We start from the raw sequence: 24,979 nt of genomic DNA, 5'->3' as shown, positions 1-24,979 counted from the left end.
TCGTCGGTCCGATGGGCGTGGGCAAGACGACGGTCGGCGAGCTGCTCGCCGACCGGCTCGGGACCGCGTTCCGGGACACCGACGCGGACATCGTCGCCGCGCAGGGCCGGGAGATCTCCGACATCTTCGTCGACGAGGGTGAGGCGCACTTCCGTGGCCTGGAGAAGGCCGCCGTGGCGAGTGCCCTCGCGGAACACGACGGCGTCCTCGCGCTCGGCGGCGGCGCGATCCTCGACGGGACGACGCGCGCGCTGCTCGGCGCCCACCCGGTCGTCTATCTCTCGATGGACGTCGAGGAGGCCGTCAAGCGCACCGGCCTCAATCAGGCGCGCCCCCTGCTCGCCGTCAACCCGCGCAAGCAGTGGCGCGAGCTGATGGACGCCCGCCGCCACCTGTACGCCGAAGTCGCCCGCGCGGTCGTCGCCACCGACGGCCGCACCCCCGAAGAGGTCGCCCAGGCGGTCCTCGACGCACTGGAGTTGAAGGAAGCATGACCACGGAGCAGACCCCCACCCGTATCCACGTCGGTGGCACCGCCGGCACGGATCCGTACGAGGTCCTGGTCGGTCGGCAGCTCCTCGGCGAACTGCCCGGCCTCATCGGAGACCAGGCCAAGCGGGTCGCCGTGATCCACCCCGAGGCGCTCGCCGAGACCGGCGACGCGCTCCGCCAGGACCTCGCCGACCAGGGCTACGAGGCCGTCGCCATCCAGATCCCGAACGCCGAGGAAGCCAAGACGGCGGAGGTCGCGGCGTACTGCTGGAAGGCCCTCGGGCAGTCCGGCTTCACGCGCAGCGACGTCATCGTCGGCGTCGGCGGCGGGGCCTCCACCGACCTCGCCGGGTTCGTGGCCGCTACCTGGCTGCGCGGGGTGCGGTGGATCGCCGTACCGACCACGGTGCTCGGCATGGTGGACGCGGCGGTCGGCGGCAAGACCGGCATCAACACCGCCGAGGGCAAGAACCTGGTGGGCTCCTTCCATCCGCCGGCCGGGGTCCTCTGCGACCTCGCGGCGCTGGACTCGCTCCCCGTGAACGACTACGTCTCCGGGCTCGCGGAGATCATCAAGGCCGGTTTCATCGCCGACCCGGCGATCCTCGAACTCATCGAGGCGGACCCGGAGGCGGCCCGCACGCCCGCCGGACCGCACACCGCCGAGCTCATCGAGCGCTCCATCAGGGTCAAGGCCGAGGTCGTCTCGGGCGACCTCAAGGAGGCGGGCCTGCGCGAGATCCTGAACTACGGGCACACCCTCGCGCACGCCATCGAGAAGAACGAGCGCTACAAGTGGCGGCACGGCGCCGCGGTCTCCGTCGGCATGCACTTCGCGGCCGAACTCGGCCGCCTGGCGGGCCGCCTGGACGACGCGACGGCCGACCGGCACCGCACGGTCCTCGAATCGGTCGGTCTGCCGCTGACCTACCGCTACGACCAGTGGCCCAAGCTCCTGGAGACCATGAAGGTCGACAAGAAGTCGCGTGGTGACCTGCTGCGCTTCATCGTCCTCGACGGCCTCGGCAAGCCGACCGTCCTGGAGGGCCCCGACCCGGCCGTCCTCCTCGCCGCGTACGGCGAAGTGGGCCAGTAACCGGCGCTCCACGGCTGCCGGATCCGGCCACGGGCACTTCACGTACTCCCCGGCCGTTCACACAACAGCGGCCAGGGACGGTACCGTTCGGTAACGGGCGGCCCGGCCGCCGCCCGACCAGCGTCAGTCGCACGAGACGGAGTGGCACCGGATGCAGCACGCAGTGGGAACTCCGCTGCCGCCGCCCCACCAGCCGGGGCACGGACCGGCCACCGGCTGGTCGCCGGCCGCACAGCACCCCAGCGCTCCGCCGCACGCGGCGGTGCCCCCCGTTCCCGGCTTCGCGGGAGGTGGTCCCGTCCCGCCCGCGCCGCACGCTCCGGCGGCCCCGCAGCCTCCGCAGCACGGCCCGGTGCCGCCGGCGCCGGACTCCTCGGGGCAGACGGGGCACATCCAGCTGCCGCCGGGCGGCCCGGTGGCCGTGCCGAGCCCCCCGCCGGGCCCGGCGCAGACCGACACCGGCGGTACGACGCTCGCCGTGCTGCTCATCGGCCCCGCGGGCGCGGGCAAGACCAGCGTCGCCAAGTACTGGGCCGAGCACCGGCGCGTGCCGACGGCGCACATCAGCCTCGACGACGTGCGCGAATGGGTGCGCTCGGGGTTCGCCGACCCCCAGTCGGGGTGGAACGACCACTCGGAGGCGCAGTACCGCCTGGCCCGCCGCACCTGCGGCTTCGCCGCGCGGAACTTCCTGGCCAACGGGATCTCGTGCATCCTCGACGACGCGGTCTTCCCCGACCGCCCGGTCGTCGGCCTCGGCGGCTGGAAGCGGCACGTGGGTCCCGGGCTGCTGCCGGTGGTCCTCCTCCCGGGCCTGGAGATCGTCCTGGAGCGCAACGCGGAGCGCAGCGGTAACCGCCGGCTCTCCGACGAGGAGGTGGCCCGCATCCACGGCCGCATGGCCGGCTGGTACGGCTCGGGCCTCCCCATCATCGACAACTCCCAGCTGGATGTCCCCGCCACGGCCCGAGTCCTGGACGACGTCCTGGCCCGCGCCATCGCGAGTCCCCCGAAGTGGTAGTCACGGTGACGCCCACCGGTCACGGTTGGGACACCGTGTCTCCCCGGCTCCTTCACGCCACCTGAACCCGGCACTACGGTCATCCCCCTGCTACACGTTCGGGGGCATGACATGAGCAATCCGTACGGAAACCCACCAGACGCCCGCGGCCCCGCCCCGAAGTGGGCCCGGAAGCGGTACGTGATCCCCGCGATCGTCCTCGCCCTCGGGCTGGGGTTCGGCATGGGAGGGGGCGGCACAGCGGCGGACGAGGCAGCCGAGCCGAAGTCCACCGTCACCACGACGGCCACCGCGACCCGGACCGCGCAGCCCGGCCCGCGGCCGACGGCTACGGTGCGATCGACCGAGACGGTCGAAGCGACGAAGACGGTGAAGTCGACCAAGACCGTGAAGGCGACCAAGACGGTCAGGTCGACCGTCACGGCCACCCGCGACGGCGGCGGTTCCGGGGGCGGCGCCGTCCACTACGGCAACTGTTCCGAGGCCCGCGCGGCCGGCGCCGCCCCCGTGCATCGCGGTGACCCGGGGTACGGCCGGCATCTCGACCGGGACGGTGACGGCACCGGCTGCGACAGCTGAAGGTTCCGACGCCCGGTCGGACGCGCCCGCCGAGCCGTGCGGCGGCCGCGCTCATAGGCTCGCCCCATGTCAGAGGTGTACGCGGTCCGCAGGGAGCGGGTTCGGGAGCGGTGTGCCGCCGGCGGTGGCGCGGCGGCGTTGATCTCCCGGCCCGCCAATGTCCGCTATCTCGCCGGCGCGGCGCCCCACGGCGCCGTACTCCTCGTCGGCAGGGACGAGGACGTACTGCTGTGCGGGCGTCCGCCCGGCGGGCAGCAGGGCGAGGGACGGCCCGACGAAGCGCTGCGAGTGCAGCTGCTGTCCGCGCCGGGTGCCGATCCGGCCGTCGCCGGAGCCGGTCTCGCGGCCGCCGGGGGAGCCGCGGCGCTGGCCGTCGAGGAGCACCACCTGACCGTCGCCCGGCACCGGGCGCTCGGTTCGGTCGCGCCCCGGCTGCGCCTGACGGACCTCGGAACGGCCGTCGAGCAGCTGCGTCTGGTGAAGGACGCCGAGGAACTCTCCTGTCTGCGGATCGCCGCCGAGATCGCCGATCAGGCGCTGGGGGAGCTGCTCGAGTCCATCCTCGTGGGGCGTACGGAGCGGCACCTCGCGCTGGAGCTGGAGCGGCGGCTCGTCGACCACGGCGCGGACGGGCCCGCGTTCCCGACCTCCGTCGCCACCGGACCGAACTCCGGCAAGGGCGGCCACCGGCCCTCGGACCGGCGGGTGGAGGAGGGGGACTTCCTCTCCGTCTGCCTGGGGGCGAGCTACCGCGGATACTGCTGCGAGATCGGGCGTACGTTCGTCATCGGCACATCGCCCGCCGACTGGCAGATCGAGCTGTACGACCTGGTCTTCGCCGCGCAACGGGCCGGCCGCGAGGCCCTCGTACCAGGCGCCGCCTGCCGCGACGTGGACCGCGCGGCACGCCACGTACTGGACTCCGCGGGCTATGCGGAGGGGCTTGCTCCGCTGACTGGACACGGTGTGGGGCTCGAAATCGACGAGGACCCTCAATTGGCGCCCGCGGCCATGGGTAAACTGGACGCTTGCGTGCCGGTCACCGTCGAACCGGGGGTTCACCTCCCTGGCAGGGGTGGTGTCCGGATCGATGACACGCTCGTCGTGCGCCCCGAGGCGGACGGCGGACCCGAGCTACTCACCATCACGACCAAGGAACTGCTCGCGCTCTAGCGCGCGTGCCCGCCCGGGGTCGTCCACCAGTCAGTCAGTGCAGGAGATTCCGCAACCGTGGCTTCCACGAACGACCTCAAGAACGGCATGGTGCTCAAGCTCGAAGGCGGCCAGCTCTGGTCCGTCGTCGAGTTCCAGCACGTCAAGCCCGGCAAGGGCCCGGCCTTCGTGCGCACCAAGCTCAAGAACGTGCTCTCCGGCAAGGTCGTCGACAAGACGTTCAACGCCGGCGTCAAGGTCGAGACGGCCACTGTCGACAAGCGCGACATGCAGTTCTCCTACATGGACGGCGAGTACTTCGTCTTCATGGACATGGAGACCTACGACCAGCTGCACATCGACAAGAAGGCCGTCGGTAACGCCGCCAACTTCCTGATCGAGGGCTTCACCGCCTCCGTCGCGCAGCACGAGGGCGAGGTGCTCTTCGTCGAGCTGCCCGCCGCCGTCGAGCTCGTCATCCAGGAGACGGAGCCGGGCGTCCAGGGCGACCGCTCCACGGGCGGCACCAAGCCCGCGATCCTGGAGACCGGCCACCAGATCAACGTGCCGCTCTTCATCACCACCGGCGAGAAGATCAAGGTCGACACCCGTACCAGCGACTACCTCGGCCGGGTGAACAGCTAACCGTGGCTGCTCGTAACACGGCCCGCAAGCGCGCCTTCCAGATCCTCTTCGAGGCAGACCAGCGCGGTACCGACGTCCTGACGGTCCTCGCGGACTGGGTGCGCCACTCGCGGTCCGACACCCGGCAGCCGCCGGTGAGCGAGTACACGATGGAGCTCGTCGAGGGGTACGCGGAGCATGAGCGCCGCATCGACGAACTCATCTCGCAGTACGCCGTCGGGTGGACCCTGGACCGCATGCCGGTCGTCGACCGGAACATCCTGCGGCTCGGCGCCTACGAACTCGTCTGGGTCGACGGCACGCCGGACGCCGTGGTCATCGACGAGGCGGTCGAGCTCGCCAAGGAGTTCTCCACGGACGAGTCGCCGTCCTTCATCAACGGACTGCTCGGACGCTTCAAGGACCTGAAGCCGTCCCTGCGCCGGGACGAGGCGTAAGGCCAGGCGTAAGGCGTCGTCGTACGTCATCCGGAGGGCCCGCAGCAATCCGCTGCGGGCCCTCCGACTTTTCTCCCCGGAATTCGGAATGCGCGGGGAAATGCGGAAAAACCGCCGGGGTGGCCGCTGCCTTTCGGCTGCGGCCACCCCGGCGGCACGTTTCTGCTGTGGTGTCGCGCTGTGGTCAGACCTCTTCGTGGGCGACGGCGCGTCGCGCGTCCGCGTCCAGGACGCCCCAGCTGATCAGCTGCTCGGTCAGGACCGAGGGCGACTGGTCGTAGATGACCGCGAGGGTGCGCAGGTCGTCCTGGCGGATCGACAGCACCTTGCCGTTGTAGTCACCGCGCTGCGACTGGATCGTGGCGGCATACCGCTGCAGCGGGCCCGCCTTCTCCTGCGGGACGTGAGCAAGGCGCTCCAGGTCGAGGACGAGCTTCGGCGGCGGCTCGGCGGCGCCACCCGGAGCCGTACCAGGAAGAAGCTCCTGCACCGGGACGCCGTAGAAGTCCGCCAGCTCGGCGAGGCGCTGCACGGTCACGGCACGGTCGCCGCGCTCGTACGACCCCACGACGACCGCCTTCCAGCGTCCCTGGGACTTCTCCTCGACACCGTGGAGGGAAAGGCCCTGCTGGGTACGGATCGCGCGGAGCTTGGCCCCGAGCTGCTTGGCGTATTCGCTGGACATATAGCTCCCCGGACGCTGCGACAATCATGCGGCTCCGCCGCGTGGCTGGTAACTCACTGTGAGGTTACGCAGCGTTACTTGCCTGCGTCAAGCCGAAAGGTCCTTACCGCCCCTTCGGTGGAGGCCGATGACGTGCTGAGAGCCGCGTACTGGTAGCATGACTGGCGCAATTTCGACGTCCTTTAAGGTCCGTCCCGTGAGGCGGAGAAGGAGGTCCGTTTTCACATGGACACGCAGGACACAAAAGACTCCGCTGTCGCGCGCCCCGTTCTCGAAGGGCCCGACATCGCACGGGTGTTGACCCGTATCGCCCACGAGATCGTCGAGCGGGCCAAGGGCGCCGACGACGTGGTGCTGCTCGGCATTCCCACCCGGGGCGTCTTCCTCGGCCGCCGGCTCGCCGAGAAGCTCGAAGAGATCACCGGCCGCGCGATCCCGGTCGGCTCCCTCGACATCACCATGTACCGCGACGACCTGCGCATGCATCCGCCGCGCGCGCTGGCCCGCACCGAGATCCCCGGTGACGGCATCGACGGCCGCCTGGTCGTCCTCGTCGACGACGTGCTCTTCTCCGGTCGCACCATCCGCGCCGCCCTCGACGCGCTGAACGACATCGGCCGCCCCCGCGCCGTGCAGCTCGCCGTCCTCGTCGACCGCGGCCACCGCGAACTGCCCATCCGTGCCGACTACGTGGGCAAGAACCTCCCCACGTCGCTGCGGGAGACGGTCAAGGTGCAGCTCGCCGAGGAGGACGGCCGCGACGCCGTGCTGCTCGGCGCCAAGCCCGCCGCGTAAGACCGGTTTCCTCCCTCACGGGCCCAGGGCACACCCCTGCGCGCCCGCGCGCCCGCAGACCTCCACACACCGGAGTACACGCAGATGATGCGACACCTCATCTCGGCCGCCGACCTCTCCCGCGACGACGCCGTCCTCATCCTCGACACCGCCGAGGAGATGGCGCGGGTCGCCGACCGGCCGATCAAGAAACTCCCCGCCCTGCGCGGCCGCACCGTGGTCAACCTCTTCTTCGAGGACTCGACCCGGACCCGGATCTCCTTCGAGGCCGCCGAGAAGCGCCTCTCCGCCGACGTCATCAACTTCGCCGCCAAGGGATCCAGCGTCTCCAAGGGCGAGTCCCTCAAGGACACCGCGCAGACCCTGGAGGCGATGGGCGTCGACGCCGTCGTCATCCGGCACGGCGCCTCCGGCGCGCCCTACCGCCTGGCCACCTCCGGCTGGATCGACGCCGCCGTCATCAACGCCGGCGACGGCACCCACCAGCACCCCACGCAGGCCCTGCTCGACGCCTTCACCATGCGGCGCCGCCTCGTCGGACCCGACGAGGGCCTCGGCCAGGACCTGGCGGGCAGACACATCACCATCGTCGGCGACGTCCTGCACAGCCGCGTCGCCCGCTCCAACGTCGACCTGCTGCACACCCTCGGCGCCGAGGTCACCCTCGTCGCCCCGCCCACCCTCGTGCCGGTCGGCGTCGAGCAGTGGCCCTGCGACGTCTCGTACGACCTGGACAGCGTGCTGCCGAAGTCCGACGCCGTGATGATGCTGCGGGTACAGCGCGAGCGCATGAACGCCGCGTTCTTCCCGACCGAGCGCGAGTACTCGCGGCGCTACGGCCTCGACGGCGAGCGCATGGCGAAGATGCCCGAGCACGCCATCGTCATGCACCCCGGCCCGATGGTCCGCGGCATGGAGATCACCGCCGAGGTCGCCGACTCCGACCGCTGCACGGTCGTCGAACAGGTCGCCAACGGAGTCTCCATCCGCATGGCCGTCCTCTATCTGCTTCTCGGCGGCAACGAGCCCGCCGTCACCCACACCCGGCCCAACGATGCGGAGAGCAAGTAACCATGAGCAAGATCCTGATCCGTGGTGCGAAGGTGCTGGGCGGCGAGGCGCAGGACGTCCTGATCGACGGCGAGACCATCGAAGCCGTCGGCACGGGCCTCTCCGCCGAGGGCGCGACCGTCGTCGAGGCCGAGGGCAAGGTGCTGCTCCCCGGCCTCGTCGACCTCCACACCCACCTGCGCGAGCCCGGCCGTGAGGACTCCGAGACCGTCCTGACCGGCACCCGCGCCGCCGCATCCGGTGGCTACACCGCCGTGTTCGCCATGGCCAACACCTTCCCCGTCGCCGACACCGCCGGCGTCGTCGAGCAGGTCTACCGGCTCGGCAAGGAGTCCGGCTACTGCGACGTGCAGCCCATCGGCGCCGTCACCGTCGGCCTGGAGGGCAAGAAACTCGCCGAGCTCGGCGCCATGCACGAGTCCGCCGCCGGCGTCACCGTCTTCTCCGACGACGGCAAGTGCGTCGACGACGCCGTGATCATGCGTCGTGCCCTGGAGTACGTGAAGGCCTTCGGCGGCGTCGTCGCCCAGCACGCGCAGGAGCCGCGGCTCACCGAGGGCGCCCAGATGAACGAGGGCGTCGTCTCCGCCGAGCTGGGCCTCGGCGGCTGGCCCGCCGTCGCCGAGGAGTCGATCATCGCGCGTGACGTGCTGCTCGCCGAGCACGTCGGCTCGCGGGTGCACATCTGCCACCTGTCCACCGCCGGATCCGTCGAGATCGTGCGCTGGGCCAAGTCGCGCGGCATCGACGTCACCGCCGAGGTCACCCCGCACCACCTCCTCCTCACGGATGAGCTGGTCCGCTCCTACAACCCCGTCTACAAGGTCAACCCGCCGCTGCGCACCGAGCGCGACGTGATGGCGCTCCGCGAGGCTCTCGCCGACGGCACCATCGACATCGTCGCCACCGACCACGCCCCGCACCCGCACGAGGACAAGGACTGCGAGTGGGCCGCGGCCGCCATGGGCATGGTCGGCCTGGAGACCGCCCTCTCCGTGGTCCAGCAGACGATGGTCGAGACCGGCCTGCTGACCTGGGAGGCCGTCGCCGACCGGATGTCCTTCAAGCCCGCGCGGATCGGCCGGGCGACCGGTCACGGACGCCCCGTCTCGGCTGGTGAGCCGGCGAACCTCGTCCTGGTCGACGCCGATTACCGTGGGGCAGTGGACCCCGCGGGCTTCGCCTCGCGCAGCCGCAACACTCCCTACGAGGGCCGTGAGCTGCCGGGCCGCGTCACGCACACGTGGCTCCGGGGCCGGGCCACGCTCGTCGACGGGAAGCTCACGTGACATCACTTCTGGAACTGGCCGCCGGCAAGGAATCGGCGGAGGTGACCGACTGGGCCGCGCGCATCGGCTGGGTCGTCGGACTCCTGCTCTTCATCGCGCTCGTCTACTGGCTGATGCGCGAGGGCTGGAAGTGGCGCGGCACGCTCCAGGGCGACCTTCCCGAGCTGCCCGCCGCGCCGGACGACCCCGGTCCGGCCAGACTTGAGCTGAGCGGCCGCTACCACGGCTCGACCACGGCCGGGCAGTGGCTCGACCGCATCGTGGCGCACGGCCTGGGCACCCGCAGCCGCGTCGAGCTGACGCTCACCGACGCGGGCCTGGACGTCGTACGCCCCGGCGCGACCGACTTCTTCATCCCGGTCGCACAGCTGCGCGAGGCCCGCCTCGACAAGGGCATCGCGGGCAAGGTCCTCACGGAGGGCGGTCTCCTGATCGTCACGTGGGAACACGGCGGCAAGCTGCTCGACTCCGGCTTCCGCTCGGACCACGCGGCCGAGCAGCCCGAGTGGGTCGAGGCACTCAACAACATGGTCGGGACGCCCGACAACAAGAACGACAAGAACAGCACTACGGAAGGCACCGCACGATGACGACCTCCACAAGGGGAACCGGCAAGGTTTCCGCCGTACTCGTCCTGGAGGACGGCCGCATCTTCCGCGGCCGCGCCTACGGGGCCGTGGGGGAGACCTTCGGCGAAGCGGTGTTCTCCACCGGCATGACCGGCTACCAGGAGACGCTGACCGACCCGTCGTACGACCGCCAGATCGTCGTCGCCACCGCCCCCCAGATCGGCAACACCGGCTGGAACGACGAGGACGACGAGTCCGACCGCATCTGGGTCTCCGGGTACGTGGTCCGCGACCCCGCCCGCATCCCCTCCAACTGGCGCTCCGCGCGCCCCCTCGACGAGGAGCTGGCGCGCCAGGGTGTCGTCGGCATCTCCGGGATCGACACCCGCGCCCTCACCCGCCACCTGCGCGAGCGCGGCTCCATGCGCTCCGGCATCTTCTCCGGCGAGGCGCTGGCCCCGGACGCCGAGCTCGCCGCCCGCGTCCAGGCACAGCCCCAGATGAAGGGCGCCAGCCTCTACGAGGAGGTCGCCACCAAGGAGGCCTACGTCGTCCCGGCCGTCGGCGAGAAGAAGTTCACCGTCGCCGCCATCGACCTCGGCATCAAGGGCATGACCCCGCACCGCATGGCCGAGCGCGGCATCGAGGTGCACGTGCTGCCCGCGACCGCCACCGAGGAGGACGTGTACGCCGTGGCCCCCGACGGAGTCTTCTTCTCCAACGGCCCCGGCGACCCCGCCACCGCCGAGGGACCGGTCGCGCTGATGACCGCCGTCCTGAAGCGGAAGACGCCGCTCTTCGGCATCTGCTTCGGCAACCAGATCCTCGGCCGCGCCCTCGGCTTCGGCACGTACAAGCTGAAGTACGGCCACCGCGGCATCAACCAGCCGGTGCAGGACCGCACCACCGGCAAGGTCGAGGTCACCGCGCACAACCACGGCTTCGCCGTGGACGCGCCGCTCGACAAGGCCAGCGAGACCCCCTTCGGCCGCGCCGAGGTCTCCCACGTCTGCCTCAACGACAACGTCGTGGAAGGCCTCCAGCTGCTCGACCAGCCGGCCTTCTCCGTCCAGTACCACCCCGAAGCCGCTGCCGGCCCGCACGACGCCGCGTACCTCTTCGACCGTTTCGTATCGCTGATGACCGCAGAAGGAGCCCAGCGTGCCTAAGCGCACCGATATCCAGTCCGTCCTGGTCATCGGCTCCGGCCCGATCGTCATCGGCCAGGCCGCGGAGTTCGACTACTCCGGCACCCAGGCGTGCCGCGTCCTCAAGGCCGAGGGCCTGCGCGTCATCCTCGTCAACTCCAACCCGGCGACGATCATGACCGACCCGGAGATCGCCGACGCCACGTACGTCGAGCCGATCACCCCGGAGTTCGTCGAGAAGATCATCGCCAAGGAGCGCCCCGACGCGCTTCTGCCGACGCTGGGCGGTCAGACGGCCCTCAACACGGCGATCTCCATGCACGAGCAGGGCGTCCTGGAGAAGTACGGCGTCGAGCTCATCGGAGCCAACGTCGAGGCCATCAACAAGGGCGAGGACCGCGACCTCTTCAAGGGAGTCGTCGAAGAGGTCAAGAAGAAGATCGGGCACGGCGAGTCCGCCCGCTCCTACATCTGCCACTCCATGGACGACGTCCTCAAGGGCGTCGACGAGCTCGGCGGCTACCCCGTCGTCGTCCGCCCCTCCTTCACCATGGGCGGCGCCGGTTCCGGCTTCGCGCACGACGAGGAGGAGCTGCGCCGCATCGCCGGGCAAGGCCTCACCCTCTCGCCGACCACCGAGGTGCTCCTGGAGGAGTCCATCCTCGGCTGGAAGGAGTACGAGCTGGAGCTGATGCGCGACCGCAACGACAACGTGGTGGTCGTCTGCTCCATCGAGAACTTCGACCCGATGGGCGTGCACACCGGCGACTCGATCACCGTCGCGCCCGCGATGACGCTCACCGACCGCGAGTACCAGATCCTGCGGGACGTCGGCATCGCGATCATCCGCGAGGTCGGCGTCGACACCGGCGGCTGCAACATCCAGTTCGCGGTCAACCCCGAGGACGGCCGGGTCATCGTCATCGAGATGAACCCGCGCGTGTCGCGGTCCTCCGCGCTCGCCTCCAAGGCCACCGGCTTCCCGATCGCGAAGATCGCCGCCAAGCTGGCCGTCGGCTACACGCTGGACGAGATCCCGAACGACATCACCGAGAAGACCCCGGCGTCCTTCGAGCCGACCCTCGACTACGTGGTCGTCAAGGCCCCGCGGTTCGCCTTCGAGAAGTTCCCGAGCGCCGACTCCACCCTCACCACCACCATGAAGTCGGTCGGCGAGGCCATGGCCATCGGCCGCAACTTCACCGAGGCCCTCCAGAAGGCGCTGCGCTCGCTGGAGAAGAAGGGCTCGCAGTTCACCTTCGTCGGCGAGCCCGGCGACAAGGCCGAGCTGCTGGCCGAGGCCATCCGTCCCACCGACGGCCGCATCAACTCCGTCATGCAGGCCATCCGCGCGGGCGCGACCCCCGAGGAGGTCTTCGACGCCACGAAGATCGACCCGTGGTTCGTCGACCAGCTCTTCCTGATCAAGGAGATCGCGGACGAACTGGCCGCCACCGAGCGCCTGGACGCCGAGCTGCTCGGCGAGGCCAAGCGGCACGGCTTCTCCGACGCCCAGATCGCCGAGATCCGCGGCCTGCGCGAGGACGTCGTCCGCGAGGTGCGCCAGACCCTCGGGGTGCGCCCGGTCTACAAGACGGTCGACACCTGCGCCGCCGAGTTCGCCGCGAAGACGCCGTACTTCTACTCCTCCTACGACGAGGAGAGCGAGGTCGCCCCGCGCGAGAAGCCCGCGGTGATCATCCTCGGCTCGGGCCCGAACCGCATCGGCCAGGGCATCGAGTTCGACTACTCCTGCGTCCACGCCTCCTTCGCGCTGAGCGACGCGGGCTACGAGACCGTGATGGTCAACTGCAACCCGGAGACCGTCTCCACGGACTACGACACCTCCGACCGGCTCTACTTCGAGCCGCTCACTCTGGAGGACGTCCTGGAGATCGTGCACGCCGAGGCGCAGGCCGGGCCGATCGCGGGCGTCATTGTCCAGCTCGGCGGCCAGACCCCGCTGGGCCTGGCCCAGGCGCTCAAGGACAACGGCGTGCCGATCGTGGGCACCTCGCCGGAGGCCATCCACGCCGCCGAGGACCGCGGCGCCTTCGGCCGCGTGCTCGCCGAGGCCGGGCTCCCCGCCCCCAAGCACGGCACCGCGACGACGTTCGCGGAGGCGAAGGCCATCGCCGACGAGATCGGCTACCCCGTCCTCGTCCGCCCGTCGTACGTGCTCGGCGGCCGCGGCATGGAGATCGTCTACGACGAGACCCGCCTCTCCGCGTACATCGAGGAGTCGACCGAGATCAGCCCCACGCGGCCGGTGCTCGTCGACCGCTTCCTCGACGACGCCATCGAGATCGACGTGGACGCCCTCTACGACGGCGAGGAGCTCTACCTCGGCGGCGTCATGGAGCACATCGAGGAGGCCGGCATCCACTCCGGCGACTCGGCGTGCGCGCTGCCCCCGATCACGCTCGGCGGCTTCGACATCAAGCGCCTGCGCGCCTCCACGGAGGGCATCGCCAAGGGCGTCGGCGTACGCGGTCTGATCAACATCCAGTTCGCGATGGCCGGAGACATCCTCTACGTCCTTGAGGCCAACCCGCGCGCGTCGCGCACCGTCCCCTTCACCTCGAAGGCGACCGCGGTCCCGCTGGCCAAGGCCGCCGCGCGCATCTCGCTCGGCGCGACCGTCGCCGAGCTGCGCGCCGAGGGCATGCTGCCGGCCGTCGGCGACGGCGGCACGCTCCCCATGGACGCGCCGATCTCCGTCAAGGAGGCCGTCATGCCGTGGTCGCGCTTCCGCGACATCCACGGCCGCGGCGTCGACACCGTCCTCGGCCCGGAGATGCGCTCCACGGGCGAAGTCATGGGCATCGACTCGGTGTTCGGCACCGCGTACGCCAAGTCGCAGGCCGGCGCGTACGGCCCGCTGCCGACCAAGGGCCGCGCCTTCATCTCGGTGGCCAACCGCGACAAGCGCTCGATGATCTTCCCGGCGCGCGAACTGGTCGCGCACGGCTTCGAGTTGCTCGCCACGTCCGGCACGGCCGAGGTGCTCAAGCGCAACGGCCTCAACGCCACGGTGGTGCGCAAGCAGTCCGAGGGCGAGGGCCCCAACGGCGAGAAGACCATCGTCCAGCTCATCCACGACGGCGGCGTCGACCTCATCGTCAACACCCCGTACGGCACCGGCGGCCGCCTCGACGGCTACGAGATCCGTACGGCAGCCGTGGCGCGCTCCGTGCCGTGCCTGACGACGGTCCAGGCGCTCGCCGCCGCCGTCCAGGGCATCGACGCGCTGGGCCGCGGGGACGTGAGCGTCCGTTCGCTCCAGGAACACGCGGAACACCTGACCGCGACCCGCGACTAGCAGCCCACCAGGGGGACACCGGAAACGGTGTCCCCCTTCTGGTGAGGACCCCCGAGGACACTCATGTACAAGCTCTTCTTCAACCTCGTCTTCAAGCGCATGGACCCGGAGCGGGCCCACTACCTGGCCTTCCGCTGGATCCGCCTCGCGGCCCGTATCCCCGTGCTGCGCACCTTCGTCGCGGCCGTCCTCGCGCCGCGCCACAAGGAGCTCCGCACCGAGGCCCTCGGGCTGCGGATGCACGGTCCCTTCGGGCTCGCGGCGGGCTTCGACAAGAACGCCGTCGCGATCGACGGCATGTCGATGCTCGGCTTCGACCACATCGAGATCGGCACGGTCACCGGCGAGCCGCAGCCCGGCAACCCCAAGAAGCGGCTGTTCCGCCTCGTGCAGGACCGCGCGCTGATCAACCGCATGGGCTTCAACAACGAGGGCTCGGCGGCCGTGGCAGCCCGTCTGGCGGCCCGTGAGGCGGTCTTCAAGACCGTCGTGGGCGTGAACATCGGCAAGACCAAGGTCGTCCCCGAGGAGGAGGCCGCCGCCGACTACGTGAAATCGACCGAGCGGCTCGCCCGCCACGCCGACTACCTCGTGGTGAATGTCTCCTCGCCCAACACCCCGGGCCTGCGCAACCTCCAGGCCACCGAGTCGCTGCGCCCGCTCCTGACCGCCGTGCGCGAGGCCGCCGACCGCAGCGTCGAGGGCCGCCGCGTCCCGCTGCTCGTCAAGATCGCGCCGGACCTGGCCGACGAGGACATCGACGCGGTCGCCGACCTCGCCGTCGAGCTCGGCCTGGACGGCATCATCGCCACGAACACCACCATCGCGCGCGAGAGCCTCGGTCTGAAATCCGAACCCACCCTCTACGGAGAGACCGGCGGGCTCTCCGGCGCCCCGCTCAAGGAGCGCTCCCTGGAGGTCCTGCGCCGCCTCTACGCGCGCGTGGGCGACCGCATCACGCTCGTGGGCGTCGGAGGCATCGAGAACGCTGAGGACGCCTGGCAGCGCATCCTCGCGGGCGCCACCCTGGTCCAGGGCTACAGCGCCTTCATCTACGAAGGGCCCTTCTGGGGCCGCGCGATCCACAAGGGCCTTGCCGCACGCCTGCGGACCAGCCCGTACGCCACCCTCGCCGACGCCGTCGGCGCCGACGTGAGGAAGTCCGAGGTCACCGCATGAGCCCCCTGGAGCCCTTCGGCACGCGCCTGCGCCACGCCATGGACGAGCGCGGCCCCCTGTGCGTCGGCATCGACCCGCACGCCTCGCTGCTCACCGCGTGGGGCCTGAACGACGACATCGCGGGCCTGGAGCGGTTCACGCGGACCGTCGTGGAGGCGCTGGCCGGGACCGTCGCCGTTTTCAAGCCGCAGAGCGCCTTCTTCGAGCGCTTCGGCTCGCGGGGGATCGCCGTCCTGGAGAAGGCGGTCGAGGAGCTGCGGGCGGCCGGCGGCCTGGTCGTCATGGACGCCAAGCGCGGCGACATCGGCTCGACCATGGCCGCGTACGCCGAGACCTTCCTGCACAAGGACTCGCCGCTCTTCAGCGACGCGCTCACGGTGTCGCCCTACCTCGGCTACGGCTCCCTGAAGCCGGCCGTCGACCTCGCCCGCGAGAACGGCGCCGGGCTGTTCGTGCTCGCCCTCACCTCCAACCCGGAGGGCGCCGAGGTGCAGCACGCGGTGCGTGAGGACGGGCGCACCGTCGCGGCCACCGTCCTCGGACACCTCGCCGCGGAGAACGCCGGCCAGGAGCCCCTGGGGTCCTTCGGAGCGGTCGTCGGGGCGACGCTGGGCGACCTGTCCTCGTACGACCTCGCGATCAACGGCCCGCTGCTCGCCCCCGGCATCGGGGCACAGGGCGCGACCCCGGCCGATCTTCCCGGCGTCTTCGGTGCCGCCGTGCGCAATGTCGTGCCGAACGTCAGCCGGGGTGTGCTGCGTCACGGACCCGATGTCACGGCCCTGCGCGACTCCGCGGAGCGCTTCGCGGACGAGATCAGGACGGCGGTCGGAGCGGCCTGAGCGAGACCGGTGGCTCAAATCCGGGGAGAAATGCCCGATATGTACGGCTCGGTGCCAGCTGACCAGGACTTTTCGTCTGTTCTCGCTGACTCCGGCGGCCATGGCCGCTAGTCTCCGACGAGAGCGAACGGGCAAGTGCGTTGCGCGTTGCTCACCAGGTGTGGGGCGACTAGGTTCCTCACCGGTCCGTATCCGACAGTTCGACATCCGAGGTGACGTAGGCGTGGCTCTTCCGCCCCTTACCCCTGAACAGCGCGCAGCCGCGCTCGAAAAGGCCGCCGCGGCTCGCCGGGAGCGGGCCGAGGTCAAGAATCGACTCAAGCACTCCGGTGCCTCTCTCCACGAGGTCATCAAGCAGGGCCAGGAGAACGATGTCATCGGCAAGATGAAGGTCTCCGCCCTCCTGGAGTCCCTGCCTGGCGTGGGCAAGGTCCGCGCCAAGCAGATCATGGAGCGTCTTGGCATCTCCGAGAGCCGCCGTGTGCGCGGTCTCGGCTCCAACCAGATCGCGTCGCTCGAGCGAGAGTTCGGTGGCGGTGCCGCGGGCTGATGTTCTCAGGCACTCCTGAGAACCTGGATAATCGCTGCATGGCTGCAACATCCCGGGGGACGACCCCCGCGCCCCCGGACGTACGTCCGCGGCTGACCGTGCTCTCCGGCCCCTCCGGGGTCGGCAAGAGCACGGTCGTCGCTCATATGCGCAAAGAACACCCCGAGGTCTGGCTCTCGGTCTCCGCCACCACCCGCAAGCCGCGGCCCGGTGAGAAGGACGGTGTCCAGTACTTCTTCGTCTCCGACGACGAGATGGACAAGCTCATCGCCAACGGCGAGCTGCTGGAGTGGGCCGAGTTCGCGGGCAACCGCTACGGCACGCCGCGGCACGCGGTCCTCAAGCGTCTGGAGGCGGGCGAGCCCGTCCTCCTGGAGATCGACCTGCAGGGCGCGCGCCTGGTGCGCGAATCGATGCCCGAGGCACAGCTGGTCTTCCTCGCCCCGCCGAGCTGGGACGAGCTGGTCCGCCGGCTCACCGGCCGGGGGACCGAGGCGCCCGAGGTGATCGAGCGCAGGCTCGCCGCCGCCAAGGTGGAGCTGGCCGCCGAGGCCGAGTTCGACACGACCCTGGTCAACACCTCCGTCGAGGACGTGGCCCGTGAGCTGCTAGCCTTGATGAAGGTTCTTTGATCTTTACCCCTGTCTTGACCCTTCTGGTCTTGACCCCATCGGAAGGCGAAGAGTGTCCTCTTCCATCACCGCGCCCGAGGGCATCATCAACCCGCCGATTGATGAGCTGCTCGAAGCCACCGACTCGAAGTACAGCCTCGTGATCTACGCCGCCAAGCGCGCGCGCCAGATCAACGCGTACTACTCGCAGCTCGGTGAGGGCCTCCTGGAGTACGTCGGCCCCCTGGTGGACACGCACGTCCACGAGAAGCCGCTCTCGATCGCGCTCCGCGAGATCAACGCGGGCCTGCTGACCTCCGAGGCCATCGAGGGCCCGGCCCAGTAGGCGGTCCGTACTTTCGAGGTCCGTACTTTCGAGGTTCGTACCTTCACCACAGGCCCGGCAGCACGGCTGCCGGGCCTGTGGTGTGTCATGGAGCAGTACGCATCCGAGTGCGTTTCCGAGCGCGGGGAGACAGAGGCAGTGGCCGAGAAGCCGAAGGTAGTCCTGGGGGTCAGCGGTGGCATCGCCGCCTACAAGGCGTGCGAGCTGTTGCGGCGCCTCACCGAGTCCGGCCATGACGTACGCGTCGTGCCGACCGCGTCGGCGCTGCACTTCGTCGGCGCCGCGACCTGGTCCGCGCTGTCCGGCAACCCCGTCTCGACCGAGGTCTGGTCCGACGTCCACGAGGTGCCGCACGTCCGCATCGGACAGCACGCCGACCTGGTGATCGTCGCCCCCGCCACCGCCGACATGATGGCCAAGGCGGCCCACGGCCTCGCCGACGACCTGCTCACCAACACGCTCCTCACCGCCCGCTGTCCGGTGGTCTTCGCCCCGGCCATGCACACCGAGATGTGGGAGCACCCCGCCACCCAGGAGAACGTCGCCACGCTGCGCCGTCGCGGCGCGCTGGTCGTCGAGCCCGCCGTCGGGCGCCTCACCGGCGTCGACACCGGCAAGGGCCGCTTCCCCGACCCCGTCGAGCTCTTCGAGGTCGTACGCCGCGTCATCGCGCGCAAGGACCTGTCCCAGGACCTCGCCGGGCGCCACGTCGTCGTGAGCGCCGGCGGCACCCGCGAACCGCTCGACCCCGTCCGCTTCCTGGGCAACCGCTCCTCGGGCAAGCAGGGCTACGCGCTCGCCCGCAGCGCGGCGGCGCGCGGCGCTCGCGTCACGCTCGTCGCGGCCAACGCGGCGCTGCCCGACCCGGCGGGCGTGGACGTCGTACCGGTCGGCACCGCCGTGCAGCTGCGCGAGGCCGTCCTGAAGGCCGCGGCCGACGCCGACGCCGTCGTGATGGCGGCCGCGGTGGCCGACTTCCGCCCCGAGACGTACGCGACCGGGAAGATCAAGAAGAAGGACGGCCAGGAACCGGCGCCGATCGCCCTGGTCCGCAACCCCGACGTGCTCGCCGAGATCGCCGGGGCCAGGCCCCGCCCCGGCCAGGTGATCGTCGGCTTCGCCGCGGAGACGGACGACGTGCTGGCCAACGGCCGCGCGAAGCTCGCGCGCAAGGGCTGCGACCTGCTGGTCGTCAACGAGGTCGGCGAGCGCAAGACGTTCGGCTCCGAGGAGAACGAGGCCGTCGTGCTCGGCGCGGACGGCAGCGAGACGCCGGTGCCGTACGGACCCAAGGAGGCCCTCGCGGACACGGTCTGGGACCTGGTCGCGGACCGGCTTTCCTGACAGTCGCCCGTAGGTCCGCCCGCGCGCCCCTTTCTCCTTCTGGTTTCTCCCTCTGGTTTCCCCTTCTGGCGGAACTTGGCCACATTAGGACGCTTCTCTTGACGGGGTTCGCGCGGGCAGGGCTCAATGTCACTTCGCCTCATCGGGCGCCTCAAACCCGGGGAAAACGGGCGCGAGGCCGTTCGATGGAGGACGATCGTCGTACCACGCAAGACAGTGCCGCAGGTCACAGGCCTCCCAAGTGGCGAGACATGTGGACCGGCGGACGAGTGTGACCGATAAACTGGTCTCGGACGACGCCGGGCGCAGCTCCCGGCCGTCCACCCATGATCAGCCAGCAGCCGCTGCAACCACAGGGAGCGATGTGTCCCGGCGCCTCTTCACCTCGGAGTCTGTGACCGAGGGTCACCCCGACAAGATCGCTGACCAGATCAGCGACACCATTCTCGACGCGCTTCTGCGGGAGGACCCCACCTCCCGCGTCGCCGTGGAGACGCTGATCACCACCGGCCTAGTCCACGTGGCCGGCGAGGTCACGACGAAGGCGTACGCGCCGATCGCGCAGCTCGTGCGCGACAAGATCCTCGAGATCGGCTACGACTCCTCGAAGAAGGGCTTCGACGGCGCCTCCTGTGGCGTCTCGGTGTCCATCGGCTCGCAGTCCCCCGACATCGCGCAGGGCGTCGACACGGCGTACGAGAAGCGTGTTGAGGGCGACGAGGACGAGCTCGACAAGCAGGGTGCGGGCGACCAGGGCCTGATGTTCGGTTACGCCTGCGACGAGACCCCGGAGCTCATGCCGCTCCCGATCCACCTCGCGCACCGCCTCTCGCGCCGCCTCTCCGAGGTGCGCAAGAACGGGACGATCCCCTACCTCCGCCCCGACGGCAAGACCCAGGTCACCATCGAGTACGACGGCGACAAGGCCGTCCGCCTCGACACGGTCGTGGTCTCCTCGCAGCACGCGTCGGACATCGACCTGGACTCGCTCCTGGCCCCCGACATCCGCGAGTTCGTCGTCGAGCCCGAGCTGAAGGCCCTCCTCGAGGACGGCATCAAGCTGGAGACCGAGGGCTACCGCCTGCTGGTCAACCCGACAGGACGCTTCGAGATCGGCGGCCCGATGGGTGACGCCGGCCTGACCGGCCGCAAGATCATCATCGACACGTACGGCGGCATGGCCCGCCACGGCGGCGGCGCCTTCTCCGGCAAGGACCCGTCCAAGGTCGACCGCTCGGCCGCCTACGCGATGCGCTGGGTCGCCAAGAACGTCGTCGCGGCCGGCCTCGCGGCCCGCTGCGAGGTCCAGGTCGCCTACGCCATCGGCAAGGCCGAGCCCGTCGGTCTCTTCGTCGAGACCTTCGGCACGGCCACGATCGACACGGACAAGATCGAGACGGCCATCGGCGAGGTCTTCGACCTGCGCCCGGCCGCCATCATCCGCGACCTCGACCTGCTCCGCCCGATCTACTCGCAGACCGCCGCGTACGGCCACTTCGGCCGGGCGATCCCCGACTTCACGTGGGAGCGGACGGATCGTGTGGACGCGCTGCGGAAGGCGGCGGGGCTGTAGTTCCGGCTCTTCCAGGCTCGGCGAGGCCCGGTACCCCTGCGGGGGTGCCGGGCCTCGGCGTTTTTCCGGCCGTGTCAGTGGGGTCTGGTAGGAATGCAGCTGTGAGCAGGGAGAACGAAGGGTTCGGGGTGGGGGGAGACGAGGAGCCGGAGCAGCTTGCGCTCATTCGGGAGTCGGTGCGCAAGGCCAAGGTTCCGCGGGCCAAGCCGCGGACGTGGCGGGGGGCCGCGCTGGCCAAGGAGTTGCCGGTCGCGCGGGTGCTCGTCGACAAAGGGGTGCTGCATCTCGACCGGTACTTCGACTACGCCGTGCCCGAGGAGCTCGATGCCGAGGCGCAGCCCGGGGTGCGGGTGCGGGTGCGGTTCGGGGCGGGGGCGCGGAACGTGCGGGAGGGGCGGCGCGAGGGCGGCGGGCTGATCGACGGGTTCATCGTCGAGCGGTGCGCCGAGACCGAGTACACGGGTCCGCTGGCCGCGCTGGCGCAGGTCGTGTCGCCGGAGCCCGTGCTGGACTCCGGGCTGCTCGACCTGGCTCGGGCCGTCGCCGACCGGTACGCGGGGAGTCTCGCCGATGTGCTGCAGCTGGCGGTTCCGCCGCGGCACGCGCGGGCCGAGTCGCGGGTGTCGCCCGAACCTCCGGCTCCGCCGGCGGCGCCCGACGCGGGGAACTGGCGGCGGTACGGGCACGGGCCCGAGTTCCTGCGGGCGCTGGCCACGGGAGGTGCGCCGCGGGCCGTGTGGACCGCGCTGCCCGGGCCGCAGTGGGCCGAGGAGATCGCCCGCGCCGTGCAGGCCACGCTCGCCTCGGGGCGTGGCGCGCTCGTCGTCGTACCGACCGGGCGGCCCGCCGCGCGCGTCGACGCCGCGCTCACCGAGCTGCTCGGTGCGGGGCAGCACGCCCTGCTGACCGCGGACGCCGGGCAGGAGCGGCGATATCAGGAGTGGCTCTCCGTGCGGCGCGGGGCCGTGCGGGCCGTCGTCGGGACGCGGGCCGCCATGTTCGCGCCGGTAAGGGATCTGGGCCTGGTCGTCATCTGGGACGACGGGGACTCCAGCCACAGTGACGATCGTGCGCCCTTCCCGCACGTGCGGGAGGTCCTGGAGCTGCGTGCCACGCGGGACAAGTGCGGGTTCCTGCTGGGCAGTTGGAGCTGCACGGTGGAGGCCGCGCAGCTGGTCGAGAGCGGGTGGGCCGCGCCGCTGGTCGCCGATCGCGAGCAGGTGCGGGGGGCCGCGCCGCTCGTGCGGACCGTGGGCGACGGTGACCTGGCTCGGGACGAGGCGGCGCGCGCCGCGCGGCTGCCGTCGCTGGCGTGGCAGGTCGCGCGGGAGGGGCTGAAGCACGGGCCCGTTCTGGTGCAGGTGCCGCGGCGCGGCTATGTGCCGAGGCTCGCCTGCGAGCGGTGCCGTGAGCCCGCGCGCTGTCGGCGGTGCGCCGGACCGCTGGAGGCGCAGGAGAGCGGGGCCGCCCTGCGGTGCGGCTGGTGCGGGGTGGAGGAGGCCGCCTGGCACTGCGAGGCCTGTGGCGCGTTCCGGCTGCGGGCGCAGGTCGTCGGGGCGCGCCGGACCGCCGAGGAGCTGGGGCGGGCGTTTCCTGCGGTGCCGGTGCGGACGTCGGGGCGGGAGCAGGTTCTCGACACGGTGCCGGGCGCGCCGGCGCTGGTGGTCAGCACGCCGGGGGCGGAACCGGTCGCCGAGGGCGGTTACGCGGCCGCGCTGCTGCTCGACGGGTGGGCGATGCTGGGGCGGCCCGACCTGCGGGCGGGGGAGGACGCGCTGCGCCGGTGGATCGGGGCCGCGTCGCTCGTACGTCCGCAGGGTGCGGGCGGCACGGTGGTGGTCGTCGCCGAGCCGACGCTGCGGCCCGTGCAGGCGCTGGTGCGGTGGGATCCCGTGGGGCACGCGGTGCGGGAGCTCGCGGAGCGGGCCGAGCTCGGGTTTCCGCCGGTGTCGCGGATGGCGGCGGTGTCCGGGCCGCCCGAGGCGCTCGCGGAGTTCCTGGCCGGAGCCGAACTGCCGCCGGATGCGGTGGTGTTGGGGCCTGTCCCGGTGTGGGACGGGGGCTCCGGTGCCGGCTCGGCTCCTGGCCCCGGCGGTTCGCGGCGGGGTGCGGGTGCGCCCGCCGGCGAGGCGTGGGAGCGGGTGCTGATCCGGGTGCCGCCGGGCAGCGGGGCCGCTCTCGCCACCTCCCTGAAGGTGGCGCAGGCCGCGCGGATGGCCCGCGGGGCCAAGGGCGCGAAGGAGGCCGGGGGAGAGGCGGTAAGGGTGCGGGTGGATCCGTTGGACATTGGCTGAGTGGCGTGTGTGTGCGTGCGGCTAGGTGCCCTGCCGGGTGTGGGGCCTGGTGCCGTGCGCGTCGGCACAGAGCTGCCCCCTCGCCCTTGGGGAGGAGCGAGGGGGGAGCGGTCGGCGTAGGGGTCAGCCGTTGCGCGGGCCGGGGAACGCGTTCGGCCTGGGCTCTTCGCGGAGCGTGGGGCTGCCCGCGGTGGGCTGGGTCGGCATCGCGCGGGCGGCGGGGACGGACGGCAGCGGGACGCCGACCGGGAGCGGACGCGTGGCCGTGGACGTGACGGTGGACGTCACGGCCGGCGCCGGGGTCTCCGCGGCGCGCTCCGCCTCGGCCGCCGCCTGCGTGGTGGCCCGGCGCGCGCCGTACCGGCGGTGGACCGCCTGCTTGGTGACGCCGAGGGCCGAGCCCACCGCGTCCCACGAGAACCCGAGCGAGCGGTCGAAGTCCACCGCCGCGGTGACCAGCGTCTCGACGCTGTCCCGCAGTTCCTGGGCGAGGCGGACGGTCGGGGCGGGAGCCCGCCCGTACACGACGAAGCCCGCGGACGGGCTCGAGCGACGCGGGCGGTAGACGTTGCCGAGCTGGGCGGTCAGGGTACGCAGTGCATCCACCTGCCGGCGGACCCGCTCGATGTCCCGCACCAGGAGATGCAGGCTGGCCCGTGCCTGGGCGTCGTGGGTTGCGTGGTCGGCCATGAACAAGCCTCTCGAACCGGCGTTGAAAAGGATCGGGCCGAATCGGTGGCCCGTTTTGGTCAACTCTTTCTTGACCAACGCGCTAGCTCGTGTGGGGTCACGGTGCAGGGGCGTATGTGCATATGCACAGGGCGCGCGCCGCTTCGTACGCCCCCAGGAGCGTCAACCGCCGTCCTCTGAAAGGGCGACTGAGAGACCGCCTGGAAGACCGCCCCGGGTGGGTTGCTCAGGCGGCCCATAGACTGGTGCGCTGCCGTCGCCCCACCCTTGACCAGAGATCCGAGGTACCCCCGAGTGAAGCTCGTCTTCGCAGGCACTCCCGAGGTCGCCGTCCCCGCCCTGGACGCCCTGATCGCCTCCGACCGACACGAGGTCGCCGCCGTCGTGACCCGTCCGGACGCGCCCGCGGGCCGGGGCCGCAGGCTCGTGGCGAGCCCGGTCGCGGAGCGCGCGGAGGAGGCCGGCATCGAGGTGCTCAAGCCCGCGAAGCCGCGCGACGAGGAGTTCCTGGCGCGGCTGCGGGAGATCGGCCCGGACTGCTGTCCCGTCGTCGCCTACGGAGCGCTGCTGCCGAAGGTCGCCCTGGACATCCCGGCCCGCGGCTGGGTCAACCTGCACTTCTCACTGCTGCCCGCCTGGCGCGGTGCCGCGCCGGTGCAGCACGCGGTGCTGGCGGGCGACGAGATCACCGGCGCCTCCACCTTCCTGATCGAGCAGGGCCTCGACTCCGGCCCGGTGTACGGGACGGTCACCGAGGAGGTGCGGCCCACCGACACCAGCGGTGACCTGCTGACCCGCCTCGCCTTCGCCGGGTCGGGGCTGCTCGTCGCCACCATGGACGGCATCGAGGACGGCAGCCTGAAGGCGGTGCCGCAGCCCGCCGACGGCGTCACTCTCGCCCCGAAGCTCACGGTCGAGGACGCACAGGTGGACTGGGCGGCGCCCGCGCTGCGGGTGGACCGGGTCGTCCGCGGCTGCACCCCCGCGCCCGGCGCATGGACCGTGTTCCGCGGCGAGCGGCTGAAGATCATCCAGGCGGCCCTCGTCCCGGACCGCACGGACCTCGCGCCCGGTGAGCTGTCGGCCGCCAAGAACAACGTGTACGTGGGCTCCGGCTCGCACGCCGTCGAGCTGCTCTGGGTGCAGCCGCAGGGCAAGAAGCCGATGCGGGGCGCGGACTGGGCGCGCGGCGTGCGGATCGCCTCCGGCGAGCGGGTGGGCGCGGGCGACGTAGGCTAGGTGGGTTCGA

At 71.3% G+C, this 24,979-nt stretch carries 24 protein-coding genes; 22 read left to right on the top strand and 2 right to left on the bottom strand.

Going from position 1 to position 24,979, the window contains the following annotated elements; translation table 11 throughout:
- Window positions 1-11 precede the first annotated feature (11 nt).
- The 7 genes from ACI2L3_RS29980 to nusB all read left to right on the top strand — a co-directional run bounded on the left by ACI2L3_RS29980 (window position 12) and on the right by nusB (window position 5,422).
- On the top strand, window positions 12-494 hold the full coding sequence (locus tag ACI2L3_RS29980; protein WP_404755597.1) for a shikimate kinase: 483 nt from the start codon (window positions 12-14) through the stop codon (window positions 492-494).
- The gene (gene aroB / locus ACI2L3_RS29975; RefSeq protein WP_404755513.1) at window positions 491-1,588 is read left to right on the top strand and encodes a 3-dehydroquinate synthase; all 1,098 of its coding nucleotides are present in this window, start codon (window positions 491-493) and stop codon (window positions 1,586-1,588) included. Before ACI2L3_RS29980 ends, aroB begins: the two co-directional genes overlap by 4 nt.
- Window positions 1,589-1,739: 151 nt before the next feature.
- A complete protein-coding gene (locus ACI2L3_RS29970; protein ID WP_404755512.1) occupies window positions 1,740-2,609 on the top strand; it encodes a Pro-rich N-terminal domain-containing protein in 870 nt (289 codons plus the stop codon).
- 111 nt (window positions 2,610-2,720) lie between these two features.
- Complete coding sequence (locus ACI2L3_RS29965; protein ID WP_404755511.1) at window positions 2,721-3,188, top strand: excalibur calcium-binding domain-containing protein; 468 nt, start codon at window positions 2,721-2,723, stop codon at window positions 3,186-3,188.
- 66 nt (window positions 3,189-3,254) lie between these two features.
- The gene (locus ACI2L3_RS29960; protein ID WP_404755510.1) at window positions 3,255-4,361 is read left to right on the top strand and encodes a M24 family metallopeptidase; all 1,107 of its coding nucleotides are present in this window, start codon (window positions 3,255-3,257) and stop codon (window positions 4,359-4,361) included.
- A 57-nt stretch (window positions 4,362-4,418) separates the two neighbouring features.
- Window positions 4,419-4,985, top strand: a complete 567-nt coding sequence (gene efp, locus ACI2L3_RS29955; protein WP_404755509.1) for an elongation factor P — start codon at window positions 4,419-4,421, stop codon at window positions 4,983-4,985.
- Window positions 4,986-4,987: 2 nt separating this feature from the next.
- Window positions 4,988-5,422, top strand: a complete 435-nt coding sequence (gene nusB, locus ACI2L3_RS29950; protein ID WP_365363174.1) for a transcription antitermination factor NusB — start codon at window positions 4,988-4,990, stop codon at window positions 5,420-5,422.
- A 184-nt stretch (window positions 5,423-5,606) separates the two neighbouring features.
- On the opposite strand, the gene bldD is transcribed toward nusB, so the two are convergent.
- Window positions 5,607-6,107, bottom strand: a complete 501-nt coding sequence (bldD, locus tag ACI2L3_RS29945) for a transcriptional regulator BldD (RefSeq protein ID WP_030787240.1) — start codon at window positions 6,105-6,107, stop codon at window positions 5,607-5,609.
- A gap of 225 nt (window positions 6,108-6,332) precedes the next feature.
- Here bldD and pyrR point away from each other — a divergent pair, with 225 nt between their 5' ends.
- The 14 genes from pyrR to ACI2L3_RS29875 all read left to right on the top strand — a co-directional run bounded on the left by pyrR (window position 6,333) and on the right by ACI2L3_RS29875 (window position 23,040).
- Window positions 6,333-6,902, top strand: a complete 570-nt coding sequence (gene pyrR / locus ACI2L3_RS29940) for a bifunctional pyr operon transcriptional regulator/uracil phosphoribosyltransferase PyrR (protein WP_404755508.1) — start codon at window positions 6,333-6,335, stop codon at window positions 6,900-6,902.
- 84 nt (window positions 6,903-6,986) lie between these two features.
- A complete protein-coding gene (locus ACI2L3_RS29935; protein WP_404755507.1) occupies window positions 6,987-7,973 on the top strand; it encodes an aspartate carbamoyltransferase catalytic subunit in 987 nt (328 codons plus the stop codon).
- A gap of 2 nt (window positions 7,974-7,975) precedes the next feature.
- Window positions 7,976-9,262 carry a dihydroorotase gene (locus tag ACI2L3_RS29930; RefSeq protein ID WP_404755506.1) on the top strand — a complete coding sequence of 429 codons (1,287 nt, stop codon included), beginning with the start codon at window positions 7,976-7,978 and terminating at the stop codon, window positions 9,260-9,262.
- Window positions 9,259-9,852, top strand: a complete 594-nt coding sequence (locus tag ACI2L3_RS29925; RefSeq protein ID WP_404755505.1) for a hypothetical protein — start codon at window positions 9,259-9,261, stop codon at window positions 9,850-9,852. Before ACI2L3_RS29930 ends, ACI2L3_RS29925 begins: the two co-directional genes overlap by 4 nt.
- A complete protein-coding gene (carA, locus tag ACI2L3_RS29920) occupies window positions 9,849-11,000 on the top strand; it encodes a glutamine-hydrolyzing carbamoyl-phosphate synthase small subunit (protein WP_404755504.1) in 1,152 nt (383 codons plus the stop codon). The genes ACI2L3_RS29925 and carA overlap by 4 nt, the downstream gene beginning before the upstream one ends.
- Entirely contained in the window at window positions 10,993-14,301 is a 3,309-nt protein-coding gene (gene carB / locus ACI2L3_RS29915) for a carbamoyl-phosphate synthase large subunit (protein WP_404755503.1), read from the top strand. Before carA ends, carB begins: the two co-directional genes overlap by 8 nt.
- Before the next feature lie 63 nt (window positions 14,302-14,364).
- Entirely contained in the window at window positions 14,365-15,480 is a 1,116-nt protein-coding gene (locus tag ACI2L3_RS29910; protein WP_404755502.1) for a quinone-dependent dihydroorotate dehydrogenase, read from the top strand.
- Complete coding sequence (gene pyrF, locus ACI2L3_RS29905; RefSeq protein ID WP_404755501.1) at window positions 15,477-16,322, top strand: orotidine-5'-phosphate decarboxylase; 846 nt, start codon at window positions 15,477-15,479, stop codon at window positions 16,320-16,322. Before ACI2L3_RS29910 ends, pyrF begins: the two co-directional genes overlap by 4 nt.
- A gap of 223 nt (window positions 16,323-16,545) precedes the next feature.
- On the top strand, window positions 16,546-16,872 hold the full coding sequence (locus ACI2L3_RS29900; protein ID WP_055564204.1) for an integration host factor: 327 nt from the start codon (window positions 16,546-16,548) through the stop codon (window positions 16,870-16,872).
- 38 nt (window positions 16,873-16,910) lie between these two features.
- The gene (gene gmk, locus ACI2L3_RS29895) at window positions 16,911-17,504 is read left to right on the top strand and encodes a guanylate kinase (RefSeq protein ID WP_404755500.1); all 594 of its coding nucleotides are present in this window, start codon (window positions 16,911-16,913) and stop codon (window positions 17,502-17,504) included.
- A gap of 52 nt (window positions 17,505-17,556) precedes the next feature.
- Window positions 17,557-17,829 carry a DNA-directed RNA polymerase subunit omega gene (gene rpoZ, locus ACI2L3_RS29890; RefSeq protein ID WP_005319902.1) on the top strand — a complete coding sequence of 91 codons (273 nt, stop codon included), beginning with the start codon at window positions 17,557-17,559 and terminating at the stop codon, window positions 17,827-17,829.
- Between the two features lie 87 nt (window positions 17,830-17,916).
- Window positions 17,917-19,173 (top strand): bifunctional phosphopantothenoylcysteine decarboxylase/phosphopantothenate--cysteine ligase CoaBC, encoded by a 1,257-nt coding sequence (gene coaBC / locus ACI2L3_RS29885; RefSeq protein WP_404755499.1) that lies wholly within the window; start codon window positions 17,917-17,919, stop codon window positions 19,171-19,173.
- Between the two features lie 364 nt (window positions 19,174-19,537).
- Entirely contained in the window at window positions 19,538-20,746 is a 1,209-nt protein-coding gene (gene metK / locus ACI2L3_RS29880; RefSeq protein WP_055564207.1) for a methionine adenosyltransferase, read from the top strand.
- Between the two features lie 101 nt (window positions 20,747-20,847).
- On the top strand, window positions 20,848-23,040 hold the full coding sequence (locus ACI2L3_RS29875; protein ID WP_404755498.1) for a primosomal protein N': 2,193 nt from the start codon (window positions 20,848-20,850) through the stop codon (window positions 23,038-23,040).
- A gap of 123 nt (window positions 23,041-23,163) precedes the next feature.
- Here the strand turns inward: ACI2L3_RS29875 and ACI2L3_RS29870 are convergent, their stop codons facing one another.
- The gene (locus ACI2L3_RS29870; protein ID WP_404755497.1) at window positions 23,164-23,730 is read right to left on the bottom strand and encodes a hypothetical protein; all 567 of its coding nucleotides are present in this window, start codon (window positions 23,728-23,730) and stop codon (window positions 23,164-23,166) included.
- 294 nt (window positions 23,731-24,024) lie between these two features.
- Here ACI2L3_RS29870 and fmt point away from each other — a divergent pair, with 294 nt between their 5' ends.
- Window positions 24,025-24,969: a methionyl-tRNA formyltransferase gene (gene fmt, locus ACI2L3_RS29865; RefSeq protein WP_404755496.1), complete on the top strand. Its 945-nt coding sequence runs from the start codon at window positions 24,025-24,027 to the stop codon at window positions 24,967-24,969.
- Window positions 24,970-24,979: the final 10 nt, after the last annotated feature.

The sequence above is a fragment of the Streptomyces sp. NPDC029674 genome, assembly GCF_044903205.1.
GTDB lineage: Bacteria > Actinomycetota > Actinomycetes > Streptomycetales > Streptomycetaceae > Streptomyces.
This window is presented reverse-complemented; position numbering and strand designations above follow the sequence as displayed.

Excerpts from the sequence above, each read along its gene's own strand:
- ACI2L3_RS29980 (WP_404755597.1), top strand. The coding sequence starts at position 12 with ATGGGCGTGGGCAAGACGACGGTCGGCGAGCTGCTCGCCGACCGGCTC.
- aroB (WP_404755513.1), top strand. The coding sequence starts at position 491 with ATGACCACGGAGCAGACCCCCACCCGTATCCACGTCGGTGGCACCGCC.
- ACI2L3_RS29970 (WP_404755512.1), top strand. The coding sequence starts at position 1,740 with ATGCAGCACGCAGTGGGAACTCCGCTGCCGCCGCCCCACCAGCCGGGG.
- ACI2L3_RS29965 (WP_404755511.1), top strand. The coding sequence starts at position 2,721 with ATGAGCAATCCGTACGGAAACCCACCAGACGCCCGCGGCCCCGCCCCG.
- ACI2L3_RS29960 (WP_404755510.1), top strand. The coding sequence starts at position 3,255 with ATGTCAGAGGTGTACGCGGTCCGCAGGGAGCGGGTTCGGGAGCGGTGT.
- bldD (WP_030787240.1), bottom strand. The coding sequence starts at position 6,107 with ATGTCCAGCGAATACGCCAAGCAGCTCGGGGCCAAGCTCCGCGCGATC.
- pyrR (WP_404755508.1), top strand. The coding sequence starts at position 6,333 with ATGGACACGCAGGACACAAAAGACTCCGCTGTCGCGCGCCCCGTTCTC.
- ACI2L3_RS29935 (WP_404755507.1), top strand. The coding sequence starts at position 6,987 with ATGATGCGACACCTCATCTCGGCCGCCGACCTCTCCCGCGACGACGCC.
- ACI2L3_RS29930 (WP_404755506.1), top strand. The coding sequence starts at position 7,976 with ATGAGCAAGATCCTGATCCGTGGTGCGAAGGTGCTGGGCGGCGAGGCG.
- carA (WP_404755504.1), top strand. The coding sequence starts at position 9,849 with ATGACGACCTCCACAAGGGGAACCGGCAAGGTTTCCGCCGTACTCGTC.
- ACI2L3_RS29910 (WP_404755502.1), top strand. The coding sequence starts at position 14,365 with ATGTACAAGCTCTTCTTCAACCTCGTCTTCAAGCGCATGGACCCGGAG.
- pyrF (WP_404755501.1), top strand. The coding sequence starts at position 15,477 with ATGAGCCCCCTGGAGCCCTTCGGCACGCGCCTGCGCCACGCCATGGAC.
- gmk (WP_404755500.1), top strand. The coding sequence starts at position 16,911 with ATGGCTGCAACATCCCGGGGGACGACCCCCGCGCCCCCGGACGTACGT.
- coaBC (WP_404755499.1), top strand. The coding sequence starts at position 17,917 with ATGGAGCAGTACGCATCCGAGTGCGTTTCCGAGCGCGGGGAGACAGAG.
- ACI2L3_RS29870 (WP_404755497.1), bottom strand. The coding sequence starts at position 23,730 with ATGGCCGACCACGCAACCCACGACGCCCAGGCACGGGCCAGCCTGCAT.